Source organism: Sellimonas catena, assembly GCF_027924685.1.
GTDB classification, from domain to species: Bacteria; Bacillota; Clostridia; order Lachnospirales; family Lachnospiraceae; genus Sellimonas; species Sellimonas catena.
On sequence record NZ_BSBO01000010.1, the window covers coordinates 23,738 to 37,364 of the forward strand.

The 13,627-nt window shown below is 47.0% G+C and carries 9 protein-coding genes and 4 tRNA genes; 12 read left to right on the top strand and 1 reads right to left on the bottom strand.

From position 1 onward, the window contains the following. Positions 1–97: 97 nt before the first annotated feature. From Selli1_RS06120 to Selli1_RS06135, 4 genes are all read left to right on the top strand, one after another. Complete coding sequence (locus tag Selli1_RS06120; RefSeq protein WP_243097567.1) at positions 98–1,417, top strand: putative DNA modification/repair radical SAM protein; 1,320 nt, start codon at positions 98–100, stop codon at positions 1,415–1,417. Then, positions 1,414–2,193 (top strand): TIGR03915 family putative DNA repair protein, encoded by a 780-nt coding sequence (locus Selli1_RS06125; protein ID WP_281872504.1) that lies wholly within the window; start codon positions 1,414–1,416, stop codon positions 2,191–2,193. Before Selli1_RS06120 ends, Selli1_RS06125 begins: the two co-directional genes overlap by 4 nt. Positions 2,194–2,336: 143 nt before the next feature. Then, positions 2,337–2,564 carry an HPr family phosphocarrier protein gene (locus Selli1_RS06130; RefSeq protein ID WP_087167369.1) on the top strand — a complete coding sequence of 76 codons (228 nt, stop codon included), beginning with the start codon at positions 2,337–2,339 and terminating at the stop codon, positions 2,562–2,564. Positions 2,565–2,696: 132 nt separating this feature from the next. Continuing rightward, positions 2,697–5,072, top strand: coding sequence for an ATP-dependent DNA helicase (locus Selli1_RS06135; protein WP_281872505.1), 2,376 nt, complete (start codon positions 2,697–2,699; stop codon positions 5,070–5,072). Positions 5,073–5,112: 40 nt separating this feature from the next. On the opposite strand, the gene Selli1_RS06140 is transcribed toward Selli1_RS06135, so the two are convergent. Next, entirely contained in the window at positions 5,113–5,985 is an 873-nt protein-coding gene (locus Selli1_RS06140) for a LysR family transcriptional regulator (protein WP_171027881.1), read from the bottom strand. A gap of 140 nt (positions 5,986–6,125) precedes the next feature. On the opposite strand from Selli1_RS06140, the gene Selli1_RS06145 reads away from it, so the two are divergent. From Selli1_RS06145 to Selli1_RS06180, 8 genes are all read left to right on the top strand, one after another. Then, positions 6,126–6,827: a TIGR01906 family membrane protein gene (locus tag Selli1_RS06145; protein WP_281872508.1), complete on the top strand. Its 702-nt coding sequence runs from the start codon at positions 6,126–6,128 to the stop codon at positions 6,825–6,827. A 108-nt stretch (positions 6,828–6,935) separates the two neighbouring features. Next, a complete protein-coding gene (locus Selli1_RS06150) occupies positions 6,936–10,733 on the top strand; it encodes a phosphoribosylformylglycinamidine synthase (protein WP_281872510.1) in 3,798 nt (1,265 codons plus the stop codon). 144 nt (positions 10,734–10,877) lie between these two features. Further along, the gene (locus tag Selli1_RS06155; RefSeq protein WP_087167364.1) at positions 10,878–11,342 is read left to right on the top strand and encodes a MarR family winged helix-turn-helix transcriptional regulator; all 465 of its coding nucleotides are present in this window, start codon (positions 10,878–10,880) and stop codon (positions 11,340–11,342) included. Positions 11,343–11,445: 103 nt separating this feature from the next. Further along, complete coding sequence (gene gdhA / locus Selli1_RS06160) at positions 11,446–12,780, top strand: NADP-specific glutamate dehydrogenase (RefSeq protein WP_281872512.1); 1,335 nt, start codon at positions 11,446–11,448, stop codon at positions 12,778–12,780. A 188-nt stretch (positions 12,781–12,968) separates the two neighbouring features. Further along, positions 12,969–13,041, top strand: a tRNA-Val gene (locus Selli1_RS06165). A 24-nt stretch (positions 13,042–13,065) separates the two neighbouring features. After that, positions 13,066–13,139, top strand: a tRNA-Met gene (locus Selli1_RS06170). A gap of 7 nt (positions 13,140–13,146) precedes the next feature. After that, positions 13,147–13,219, top strand: a tRNA-Val gene (locus tag Selli1_RS06175). A 26-nt stretch (positions 13,220–13,245) separates the two neighbouring features. Beyond that, positions 13,246–13,319: transfer RNA gene (locus Selli1_RS06180), tRNA-Met, on the top strand. Positions 13,320–13,627 lie beyond the last annotated feature (308 nt).

Sequence of the window (13,627 nt, forward strand, 5' to 3'; positions counted from 1 at the left end):
TGCCTGTATGGAGTTTTTTAATTTCTCCTTGCGCATGCCGAACGTATGTGCTATCATAATAAAAAGAACATATGTTCGAAAAGAGGAGGGGAGATACGTGGATTGTTTTCGGATTCAGAAAGAAAAGACGCTGTATGAGAAGCTGAGCATTCTCTCTGACGCAGCCAAATATGATGTGGCATGTACTTCCAGCGGCACTCAGAGAAGGGGAGACGGAACTGGAATCGGGAATTGCGAGAAAGCAGGGATCTGCCACAGTTTTACGCCGGACGGACGGTGCGTCTCCCTCTTAAAGATCCTGTTTACCAATGAATGTATTTTTGACTGTAAGTACTGTATTAACCGTGCGTCCAATGATGTGGAGCGGACATCCTTTACCCCGGATGAGGTCTGCCGTCTTACGATTGAGTTTTACCGGAGAAATTATATAGAAGGATTGTTTTTAAGTTCCGGTATTATGAAAAGTCCGGACTATACGATGCGCCTGATTTATGAGACTTTATACCGGCTGCGGTCACAGTACCGGTTTCAGGGTTATATTCATGTAAAGGCAATACCGGGTGCATCTCAGGATCTGATTCGGATGACGGGATTTCTTGCGGACAGAATGAGTATTAATCTGGAGCTTCCTACGGCTGAGAGCCTGCATCTTCTGGCACCTCATAAGAGCCGGAAAAATATTTTATCTCCGATGCGATATGTACAGAAGAAACGGGAGGAGAATACACATGAGCTTGCGCTGTACCGGCACGCGCCGCAGTTTGTTCCGGCAGGACAGAGTACGCAGATGATTATCGGGGCAACACCGGAGAGCGATTATCAGATTATCCGTGTGGCAGAGTCTCTTTATCAGAAGTTTGAGTTAAAGAGGGTGTTTTACTCGGCGTTTGTTCATGTGAATGAAGATTCTGCCCTTCCTGCAAGGACGGACCTTGGGCCGCCGCTTCTTCGGGAGCATAGATTGTACCAGGCGGACTGGCTTCTGCGGTATTATCATTTTTCGGCAGAGGAGCTTTTATCGGAAGAACGCCCGAATTTCAATCTGGTTCTGGATCCGAAGTGCGACTGGGCCCTGCGGCATCTGGAGTATTTTCCGGTGGAGGTCAACCGGGCTGATTACCAGACGCTGCTTCGGGTGCCGGGGATCGGCTATACATCCGCCAGACGGATTGTGCGGGCAAGAAGAACAGGAACGCTGGATTTCACAGATTTGAAGAAGATGGGCGTTGTGTTGAAGCGGGCGCTTTATTTTGTGACATGCAAAGGGAAGATGATGTATCCGATACGGATGGATGAAGATTATATTTTAAGGAATCTTCTGGATCCGAGGGAGAAGCTTCCGGGGAGACTTGGGGAGATTACCTACAGGCAGCTGTCGCTTTTTGATGACATGAAGATCGGGGAAGTGGGAAGATGAAACGAAGATATATCTGTACGGAGACCATGACAGGAGTACTCTCCGCCATCTATGATGCGTGGACTTATGACAGGAGTGACCAGGAGGCAGGGATTGTTTTCTGGGGCAGTGTGCAGCAGGAGATGTTCTGTGAGTACCGGGAAGTGAGAGAGGATGAAAAGAAGGCACAGGCAGTCCGCAGGCTGATTCACCGCCATCTGGGAGAGGAGGCTGAACTGTCTGTCGGATATGCCTTGCTTTCAGAAGATCCCGGAAAGGGAACGGCGATTCTTCGTATGATGATGGAGGCAAGAAACCTTCCCGACGGGAAGAAGATTATGGGGCATCTCTCTCATCCGGAGGTGCGCCGTGTGTTTGAACTGAGCAGAAATGTTGGCAGGGAAACACATGCGTGGAAAGAGTTTCTTCGTTTTCAGGAGCTGGAAGGAGGGATTCTTTATGCCAGCATTACACCGCACAATTTTGTCCTTCCGGGGATTGCTGATCATTTTTCCAACCGGTTCCCGCTGGAAGATTTTGTGATCTGCGATGAGACACATGCTTCTTTTCTGATCCACCCGAAACAGAAGCCATGGCTGATTATCAGAGATGAAGAGCGCAAATGGGAAATAGAAAAATCGTTTTCGGAAAAGGAAAAAGAGTGGCAGAGATTATGGAAGGGATTTAAAAAGAGCGTGACGATTCAGGAAAGGAAGAATTTGAAGCTTCAGCAGATGAATATGCCGCTGCGCTACCGGGGCGAAATGATAGAATACCGGGACGGAGAGCAGTCTTAGGACAGGAGTTTCATTTTGCGGATTTTTTGAGCGGTTTCGACAAAGAAAAGAGGAAAACCTGGAAAATACTGGCATTTTTACAGATTGATTTTCAAAAAAGATGATGGCATAATACATGGGAACACAGAAGGGAGTGTATTCAAATGGAACATAAACGAAAAATCAAATTGACCCCTGCAGATGTCCATGAGTTTGTCACATCCGCAGAAAAGTGCGATTTTGATATCGATGTATTTTACAATCGATTCATCGTAGATGCCAAATCGATTTTAGGCGTTTTCAGTCTCGATCTGAACAAAACTCTGACTGTGCAGTATGCTGGAATCGATCCGCATTTTGAAGCAACTTTGAATAAATTCTGTGTCGCATAAGGCGGCATTTGGCAGGGTATAAAAAAGAAGTGTTTCCATTCCGACAAGACGGGGAAGCACTTCTTTTTTATACTGTGTTTATGTTATAATAAACAAGATTAGACAAAAATGAAAGAAAAGACGTGACCCGGGATGGAAGAGAAAAAAGAGGAGAAGGTACGGATTTCGGTCCGAAATCTGGTGGAGTTTATTCTAAGAGAGGGAGATCTGGACAGCAGACAGGGAGGCACAGCGGATAAGGAGGCCATGCTGCTTGGGGGAAGGATTCATCGGAAAATTCAAAGACAGATGGGAGGCGGATATCATGCGGAGGTGCCGCTTCAGATTGTCGTGCCGTGTGAGAAACTGGATATTATAGTGGAGGGAAGAGCGGACGGAATTATTGAGGAGGATGGCCGGACCGCAGTGGATGAAATCAAGGGAATCCTGCAGGATCTGGATCTGATCAAAGAACCGAAGAAGGTGCATCTGGCCCAGGCAAAGTGCTATGCCTATATATATGCCAGCATAAAGGAACTTTCTGAAATCGGAGTACAGATGACCTACTGTCAGATGGAGACAGAGGAAGTAAAGCGTTTTTATCAGACTTTTTCCTGTGAAGAACTGAAGAAATGGTTTTTTGATCTGGTGCACCGGTATGAAAAATGGGCCGTTTTTCAGATAGAGTGGAGGCAAAAGAGGAATCAGTCCATCAAACAGGTGGAGTTTCCTTTCGGTTACCGGGAAGGGCAGAAAGATCTGGTGGTATCGGTGTACCGGTCGATTCTCAGGAAGAAGAAGCTGTTTATTCAGGCTCCGACAGGAGTAGGGAAGACGATGGCGACAGTGTTCCCTGCGGTAAAGGCAGTTGGCGAAGGACTGGCGAATCAGATCTTCTATCTGACAGCCAAGACGATCACAAGGACAGTGGCGGAAAAGGCTTTCCTTACGTTAAAGGAGCAGGGACTGGCCTGCAAGGTTATTACTCTGACTGCAAAAGAGAAGATCTGCTTTTGTGAAAAAGCGGAATGCAATCCGGATGCCTGCCCATATGCGAAAGGACACTTTGACCGGGTCAATGATGCGGTCTTTGATATGCTGACCCACACCGATGATATGAGCAGGGATCAGATTGAATCCTATGCAAGAAAGCATATCGTATGTCCGTTTGAGATGGCGCTGGATCTTTCTGTCTGGACTGATGCGGTCATCTGTGATTACAATTATGTATTTGATCCGAATGCCCATCTCAGGCGCTTTTTCGGAGAAGGAGCGAAGAAGGAGTATCTCTTTTTGATTGACGAGGCGCACAATCTGGTGGAAAGGGGGAGATCCATGTACAGTGCCTCCATCTGCAAGGAAGATTTTCTGGAGGTCAGAAGAGCGGTAAAAGAGGAGGATGCAAAACTGGGAAAAGCCATCAGCGGGTGTAATGAGCAGCTTCTGACACTGAAAAGGGAATGCCCGGGACATGCTTTATATTCCAGTGTCTCCCATTTGGTGCTCCGTCTGATGAATGTGATGACCGAAATAGAGCGTTTTCTGGAAGAGTGCAGTCAGGAAGAGATCCGGGAGAAGGTGCTGGATCTGTATTTTGAGATTCGGGATTTCCTGTATATTCATGATAAACTGGACGAAAATTATATGATTTATACGGAGCTTACCGAAGAAGGGAAGTTTTATGTCCGGCTGTTCTGCGTGAATCCGGCAGTCAATTTAAGCGAGTATCTGAATTACGGAGTCAGTACGATCTTCTTTTCGGCAACCCTGCTTCCGATTCAATATTATAAGAAGCTGTTGAGCACGCAGACAGATGACTATGCGGTGTATGCCCATACCCCGTTTCCGGAAGAGAATAAAAGGGTTCTGATCGGAAGCGATGTTACGACCCGATATACGAGGCGCAGTGAGGAGATGTACGAGCGGTATGCCAGATATATGCTGGAGACGGTTCGAAAGAAAAATGGGAATTATCTTGCCTTTTTCCCATCCTATCGGTTTTTAAATGATGTGTATGAGGCCTTTTTGGCACTTCAGAAAGAAGAGGAGGAGATTTTCTGCCTGATTCAGGATCCGGGCATGACGGAGGAAGAACGGGAAGAATTTCTGAATTACTTTGAGGAAGAGCGGGACGGATCACTGATCGGATTCTGCGTGATGGGCGGGATTTTTTCAGAGGGGATCGATCTGACAGAAGAGCGGCTGATCGGGACGTGGATTGTCGGCACAGGACTTCCACAGGTCTGTCTGGAGAGAGAGCTGTTAAAGCAGTATTTTGATGAAAAAGGAATGAGCGGATTTGATTATGCCTACCTGTATCCTGGAATGAATAAAGTCATGCAGGCGGCTGGACGGGTGATCCGAACCGATACGGACAGAGGAATGATTTTTCTTCTGGACGACCGTTTCCTGCTTCGACAGTACCGGGCGGTCTTTCCCAGAGAATGGAGCAAGGCTTTCTCCATCCGGCTTCCCCAGACCGCGGAAGCGGTGGCTGCATTCTGGGATGAAACCAGGACGCAGCCATAGAACACTCCGAAAACGTAAGGATCCGGCTGTGATCCAAAGATTAGAAGTAATCGAGAAAAGCCTGTACAGACCGGGACATCGGAATCCGGTCATTGTAGGCGATCAGGAGCTGCCGTTTTGGCAGCTCTTCTTTTGTCTCCACGATAAAGAGCCCTTCCGGGTCACGGCTTAAACAGTAATCCGGAATGAAAGCGATGCCAAGGCCGATCTTTGCAAGATCGATGAGAAGATCATTGCTGCTCAGCTCGATTTCCGGTACAAGATCCAGCTGATGCTGCTGGAAAAGACTGTGAAGGAATTCACTGGTCGTACTTTTCCGGTCCAGCATCAGGATCGGTTGATCCAAAAGTTCCTGGTAGGAAAGTTTCTTCCCTTTCAGGTGGGAGAAGGAATCATTGGCGACAAAGACGTCCCGGAACGTTTTGATCTTTTTGACAGTAGAAAGCTGGTTGATATAATTGTTAGGGTAATTGATAAAAATCAGATCCACCTGTCCGTTTTCCAGAAGATCCACGCATTTGATGGACGTCTGGTTTGTCACCTTGATGTGAGAACTTGGAAAACTCCTGTGAAAACGCTCTAGATACGGTACGAGAAAGTAGCGGCAGATGGTATCACTTGCCCCGATCCGGATCTGACCGCCTGTGGAGGCGGATTCCAGAAGCTGGTTTTCTCCTCTTTTGATCAGATTCATGGCCGGTTCCACATGGCGCAGAAGGATCTCCCCTTCCGGAGTGAGCTGGACTTTCTTTGTACTCCGGATAAACAGGACCTGATCCAGTTTCTTTTCCAGAGCCTTGATTGACTGGCTGACTGCGGACTGGGAAATATAAAGCTGCTTGGATGCTTCGGAGAAGCTTAAACTTGACGCAACATAGTAAAAAACTTTATATAATTCATAGTTGATATCCATCATAAGTCCTCCTTATAAATTCTAGTTTTATTATAAGGAAAGAATGGGAAAAAAACAAGGCACAAAAGTTTTGCTGGAAGGACAGGCCGACAGCATATATAATAGGAAAAGAAGACAGACAGAAAGGAACGGCGATAAGAATGAAGACAAAAAAAGTGCTACACGGATTTCTGGCAGCAGCGGCAGCGGTTTCGCTGATTCTGATTTTACTGCTGAGTGCTTTCGAGATCGCAGCATACAGTGATTTTGGGTTTTACCAGAAAGAATATGAAAAGTATGAAATTCAGGAGACACTCCCGATGGAGATGGACGACATCATGGATGTTACGGAAAAGATGATGTCCTACTTACGAGGAGACCGGGAGGAGCTTTCCGTCATGACTACGATTGATGGGGAGCGTCAGGACTTTTTCAATGAACAGGACAGGTTCCATATGGGAGAGGTCCGGGATCTGTTTCTTGGAGGGTTTGCCCTCAGAAGATATGCGGCGGTTATACTGGCTGCGGCGGTAGTGCTTCTGCTCATTTTGAAGGCGGATCTCAAACGGATTCTGCCGAAGGCTTATGAGATCACGGTCGGGGTATTTCTGGCGCTGGTTGCGGCTCTTGGAATTGCGATTGCCGTGAACTTTGACCGGTGCTTTGTCATTTTCCATGAGCTGTTTTTCGACAATGATCTGTGTATGTTTGACCCGGCCACGGATTATATGATCCGGATGCTTCCGGAAGGATTTTTCTTCGATATGACACTGCGGATCGGGGGATTTTTTGTTGCTTTTCTGATTTTCTTTGAATTGATCTGTATTGGACTTCGGATCTGGAGGAAGAAAAAAGAAAATTAGGACAACTTATAAGTAAATTTAAATATATTAATTATACTTATCAAGAAAAGTATGATACACTAGGGTCAGAATCGAATAATCTTGTAAAAAGAAGAATGGAGGAAATTCATGAGCGGTGTAAGACGTGTATATGCAGAGAAAAAGCAGGATTTTGCCGTACAGGCGAAAGCATTAAAACACGAGATCAAAAGCTACCTGGGGATTTGCGGCGTGACCAATGTCCGTGTGCTGATCCGCTATGATATTGAAAATCTGTCAGACGAGACATTTGAGAGAGCGTGCAACGGTGTGTTTGCGGAACCGCCGGTAGATACCTTATATAAAGAGACTTTCCCGATGAAAGAGGACGAGCGGGCATTTTCCGTAGAGTACCTGCCGGGGCAGTTTGACCAGAGAGCGGATTCTGCTGTACAGTGCGTACAGTTTATCCGTGAGGATGAAAAGCCGGTAATCAAGACGGCGACAACTTACGTAATCGAAGGAAGCGTAAGCGACGAGGAGTTTGCGGCAATCAAGGCGCACTGCATCAACCCGGTGGATTCCAGAGAAACCGGAATGGACAAGCCGGAAACACTGGTGACACAGTTTGAGGAGCCTGCAGACGTCCTGATTTTTGACGGCTTCCAGGACATGGAAGAGGGAAGCTTAAAAGAGCTTTATGATTCCCTTGGCCTTGCCATGACATTTAAGGATTTCCTTCATATTCAGAATTATTTCCGGACAGAGGAGAAGCGTGATCCGTCCATGACAGAGATCCGTGTGCTGGATACATACTGGTCTGATCACTGCCGTCATACGACATTCTCCACTGAGCTTACCAATGTAACTTTCGGAGAGGGAGACTACCGTGAACCTCTGGAAGAGACATACCGGGAATATTTACAGACACACAGTGAAATTTTCAAAGGCAGAGAGGACAAGTTTGTCTGCCTGATGGACCTTGCCCTGATGGCAATGCGGAAGCTGAAAAAAGAAGGAAAGCTTCAGGATCAGGAGGAGTCCGATGAGATCAATGCGTGCAGTATCGTAGTGCCGATCGAAGTGGACGGAAAGGAAGAAGAGTGGCTTGTCAACTTTAAGAACGAGACACACAATCATCCGACCGAGATCGAGCCGTTTGGAGGCGCTGCAACCTGCCTTGGCGGAGCCATCCGTGACCCGCTGTCCGGCCGTACTTATGTTTACCAGGCAATGCGTGTGACAGGAGCGGCAGATCCGACCGTTTCTGTGAAAGATACGATGAAAGGAAAGCTCCCTCAGAAGAAGCTTGTCAGAGAGGCTGCTCATGGATACAGCTCCTATGGCAACCAGATTGGACTTGCTACAGGCATGGTTAAAGAGATTTATCATCCGGATTATGTGGCAAAACGTATGGAGATCGGTGCTGTCCTTGGCGCTGCGCCGAGACGTGCGGTCATCCGTGAGACATCCGATCCGGGCGATATCATCATTCTGCTCGGCGGACGGACAGGAAGAGACGGATGCGGCGGTGCGACCGGTTCTTCCAAAGTACATACAGAGGCATCCATCGAGACCTGTGGTGCGGAAGTTCAGAAAGGAAATGCGCCGACAGAGCGTAAGATTCAGAGAATGTTCCGCAGAGAAGAAGTCAGCCGTCTCATCAAGAAATGTAATGACTTTGGCGCAGGCGGAGTTTCCGTTGCGATCGGAGAGCTGGCAGATGGTCTGAGAGTGGATCTTGACAAAGTGCCGAAGAAATACGCAGGACTTGATGGAACAGAGATCGCTATTTCCGAGTCCCAGGAACGTATGGCCGTTGTAGTAGATCCAAAAGATGTCGCACAGTTTTTAGAGTATGCCAAAGAGGAGAACCTGGAGGCGGTGGAAGTGGCAGTTGTCACAGAAGAACCTCGTCTTGTACTCTCCTGGAGAGGCAAAGAGATTGTCAACATTTCCCGTGCATTCCTCGATACAAACGGAGCACATCAGGAGACAGAAGTCTTTGTTGAGATTCCGTCAAAAGACGGCAACATGCTGGAAGAACGCAAAGATGTTCCGGATGTGAAGGAAGCATGGCTTGATACATTAAAAGACCTCAACGTATGTTCCCAGAAAGGACTTGTGGAGATGTTTGACGGTTCCATTGGAGCAGGATCTGTCTTCATGCCGCACGGCGGAAAATACCAGATGACAGAGACCCAGACCATGGTAGCCAAACTTCCGGTACTGAAAGGGGCATGTGATACGGTATCCATGATGAGCTTTGGATTTGACCCGTATCTTTCAAGCTGGAGCCCGTATCACGGAGCAGTTTATGCAGTGACCGAGTCCATCGCAAAGATCGTAGCTTCCGGCGGAGATTACCGGAAAATCCGCTTCACATTCCAGGAGTATTTCCGCAGAATGACAGAAGATCCGAAACGCTGGAGTCAGCCGTTTGCGGCACTCCTTGGTGCATACAGCGCACAGATCGGATACGGACTTCCATCCATCGGAGGAAAGGACAGTATGTCCGGAACCTTCCAGGATATCGATGTACCTCCGACACTGGTTTCCTTTGCTGTGGACATTGCGAAGGTTGGAGACATTATTACACCGGAACTCAAAGCAGCAGGCAATAAGCTTGTATGGCTTCGGATTGAGAAAGACCAGTACAGCCTCCCGGTTTACAGCCAGATAATGGATCAGTACGGCAAGTTCCGCGAGGACATTCAGAATGGAAACATTGTTTCCGCGTACGCTCTGGACCGCCACGGTATTGCTGCGGCTGTCAGCAAGATGGCATTCGGAAACGGCATGGGTGTCAAGATTGAGCATAATGTAGACCCGAGAGATTTCTTTGCTCCGGGATTTGGAGATATTATCGCAGAAGTACCGGCAGAAAAAGTCGGAAAACTTGCGATTACATATACAGTAATCGGTGAAGTGACAGATAACGGTACCTTCTCTTATGGAAATACGGAAATTACACTTGCAGAAGCAGAGTCAGCATGGAAAGCACCTCTGGAAAAGGTATTTGCAACCGTTTCAGGTGAAGAATCAGCACCGGAGTCCGTATATGTGGCGCCGGCAGATCCGGAAGCACGTATCACGGAAGACGGATGCTACGATACAAAGAAAGTTCACATCTGCTCCCACAAGATTGCGCAGCCGACTGTCTTTATTCCGGTATTCCCGGGAACAAACTGCGAGTACGACAGTGCAAAGGCATTTGAGCGCGCAGGTGCTAAGGTGATTACAAAGGTATTCCGGAATCTGGATGCGGCAGATATCCGCGATTCTGTAGCTGAGTTTGAAAAGGCAATCGGACAGTCTCAGATTATTATGTTCCCGGGCGGATTCTCCGCAGGAGATGAGCCGGACGGATCTGCGAAGTTCTTTGCGACTGCATTCCAGAACGCAAAGATGAAAGAAGCAGTAGAGAAGCTCTTAAATGAAAGAGACGGTCTTGCGCTTGGTATCTGTAACGGATTCCAGACACTGATCAAACTGGGCCTTGTTCCGCACGGCAAGATTGTCGGACAGACAGAAGACGCGCCGACATTGACATACAATACCATTGGACGTCATATTTCCAAGATGGTTTACACAAAAGTAGTTACAAACAAGTCCCCATGGCTTCAGATGGCAGAGCTTGGCGGAGTTTATACAAACCCGGCTTCCCACGGGGAGGGACGTTTTGTTGCAAATGAAGAATGGCTTAATACCCTCTTTGCAAACGGACAGGTAGCGACACAGTACTGCGATCTGGACGGAAATGTAACGATGGACGAGGAATGGAATGTTAACGGTTCCTACCGCGCGATCGAAGGTATCACAAGCCCGGACGGACGTGTACTTGGCAAGATGGCACATTCCGAGCGTAGAGCGGATGGTGTGGCAATCAATATTTACGGCGAACAGGATATGAAGATCTTTGAATCCGGCGTCGCATATTTCAAATAGGGCATATAATTGATAGAGAAAGAGGACAGATCAGAGCAGGATTTGTCCTCTTTCCGTTTCCCTTGAGTATTTGACAGAAGAAAACACGATGATTATAATGTAAGCGTAAAATTGCTTAATGGTTTTATTAAGGGAGGGACAGATATGCCGTCCAGTAAGATCGGAAAATATATTTCTATTCTAAACCGTCAGTCACAGAAGTATCTGCACCATCTGGTGGAGCAGTACGGGATCGGCTATTCCAGCTATTATTTTGTCATGTATATTGGGGCCAATCCAAAGTGCAGCCAGAGAGAGATGTGCGATTCCATGGCCATGGATCAGGCAATGGCGACGAGAGAGATGCGCCGCCTCGAGAAAAGTGGATATATAATCAGGGAAAAACGTCCGGGAAATGCAAAAACATACGAAATTTCGCTTTCAGAAAGCGGAGAAAAACTGTATCTGAAGCTGAAAGACAAGTTGACGGAATGGTGGGGAGAACTGCTGGCCGAGAGCGAAATCGATCCGGAGCCGTTTTCCGAACAGCTGCGAATACTGGCAAAAGCTGCCCATGAGAAGGCCGCGGGAATGGAAAATCAGGAAAAACGAACCAAAAAGACAAGGTAAAAAATTCTTGACAATGACATGAAAATGCTTTACAGTGTTAAAGAAGAAAAGCGATGTATGTTTATGCAGACTTTTTTAGGAAAAGAAGTAGGAGGAAGATGTTATGTCATACGTAGATGAAGTGATTGACCTTGTAGTAAAGAAAAACCCAAACGAACCGGAATTTCACCAGGCTGTCAAAGAAGTTCTGGAATCTCTCCGTGTCGTGATTGAGGCAAATGAAGATAAATACAGAAAAGAAGCGCTTCTGGAAAGACTGACAGAGCCAGAAAGACAGCTGCTCTTCCGTGTGCCGTGGGTAGACGACAACGGACAGGTACATGTCAATAAGGCATACCGGGTACAGTTCAACAGCGCAATCGGACCATACAAAGGAGGACTCAGACTCCATCCGTCTGTCAATTTAAGCATTATTAAATTCCTTGGATTTGAGCAGATTTTCAAAAACTCCCTGACAGGTCTTCCAATCGGCGGAGGAAAAGGCGGATCTGACTTTGATCCAAAAGGAAAATCCGACAGAGAGATCATGGCATTCTGTCAGAGCTTCATGGCAGAGCTGTGCAAATACATTGGAGCAGACACAGACGTGCCGGCCGGAGACATCGGAACAGGGGCAAGAGAGATCGGCTACATGTTCGGACAGTACAAGAGAATCCGCGGCGTATTTGAAGGCGTGCTCACAGGAAAGGGTCTGACTTATGGAGGATCCCTTGTTCGTACAGAAGCAACAGGATACGGACTGCTTTACTTCACGGAAGAAATGTTAAAACTTGCAGGCAAAGACATGAAAGATAAAGTCATTGCCATCTCCGGAGCAGGAAATGTTGCGATCTATGCAGCAGAAAAAGCAGTACAGATGGGTGCAAAAGTCGTGACCATGAGCGATTCTACCGGATGGATCTACGATCCAGAAGGCATTGATCTGGATGCAGTGAAAGAAATCAAAGAAGTAAAACGCGCAAGACTGACCGAGTACAAGACATACCGTCCGAACTCCGAATACCATGAAGGCGCAGGCGTATGGTCCGTAAAATGCGACATCGCACTTCCTTGCGCAACACAGAACGAACTGCACCTTGAAGATGCAAAACAGCTTGTGGCAAACGGATGTATCGCAGTTGCAGAAGGAGCAAACATGCCGACTACAATGGAAGCAACCGAATACTTACAGGCAAATGGCGTACTCTTTGCACCTGGAAAAGCATCCAACGCCGGCGGTGTTGCAACATCCGCACTGGAAATGTCACAGAACAGCGAGCGTTTGAGCTGGTCTTTTGAAGAAGTTGATGCGAAACTGAAAAACATCATGGTAAACATCTGCCACAACGCAACAGACGCAGCAAAGAGATACGGATGCGAAGGCAACTATGTTGTAGGAGCAAACATTGCCGGATTTGAAAAAGTAGCAGCCGCAATGGAAGCTCAGGGAATTGTTTAAAAATTTCCGCAAAATAAAGACGCAGATTCATTGAGATCCTGCTATAACAGTCTGAAACGGAAAAAGCCGCAAAGACCATCAAAAAAAGTGAAAAAATCTATGTCAAAAAAGATAAAAAAAGTGTTGACATTTATCAGATGTTAATAGTATAATAATCAAGCGGGTTGCGAAAGCGACCCGCGATATATGGGATCTTAGCTCAGCTGGGAGAGCATCTGCCTTACAAGCAGAGGGTCATAGGTTCGAGCCCTATAGGTCCCATTTCGTAAGAAATTACGAACATATGGCGGGATAGCTCAGTTGGCTAGAGCATACGGTTCATACCCGTAGTGTCGCTGGTTCGAATCCAGTTCCCGCTATTCATATGGGATCTTAGCTCAGCTGGGAGAGCATCTGCCTTACAAGCAGAGGGTCATAGGTTCGAGCCCTATAGGTCCCATTTCTTATGAAAATTACAAAACATATGGCGGGATAGCTCAGTTGGCTAGAGCATACGGTTCATACCCGTAGTGTCGCTGGTTCGAATCCAGTTCCCGCTACTACAAATTCATAAGTACAAAAAAAGAGACGAAAGTCTCTTTTTTTGTTGTGTTTTACTTTCGGCGGGGACGTGTTCCGATACACAGGTACACGACGTAAATGACAAAAAAAGCCCCGAAACCCGCATAAAATAAGGCAAAACTCAAATTGTCAGATTTTTTCCATCGGGGACAGGTTCCGATACACCGGAACACGTCCCCGATAATTTGGCAATAATTCTTAATATTTCTGGAATATGGTTTTTTACGTTGTATCTGGCAGACTTTTTAGATATAATATTGAAAAAATCGAACGAAAAGGGGAAGGA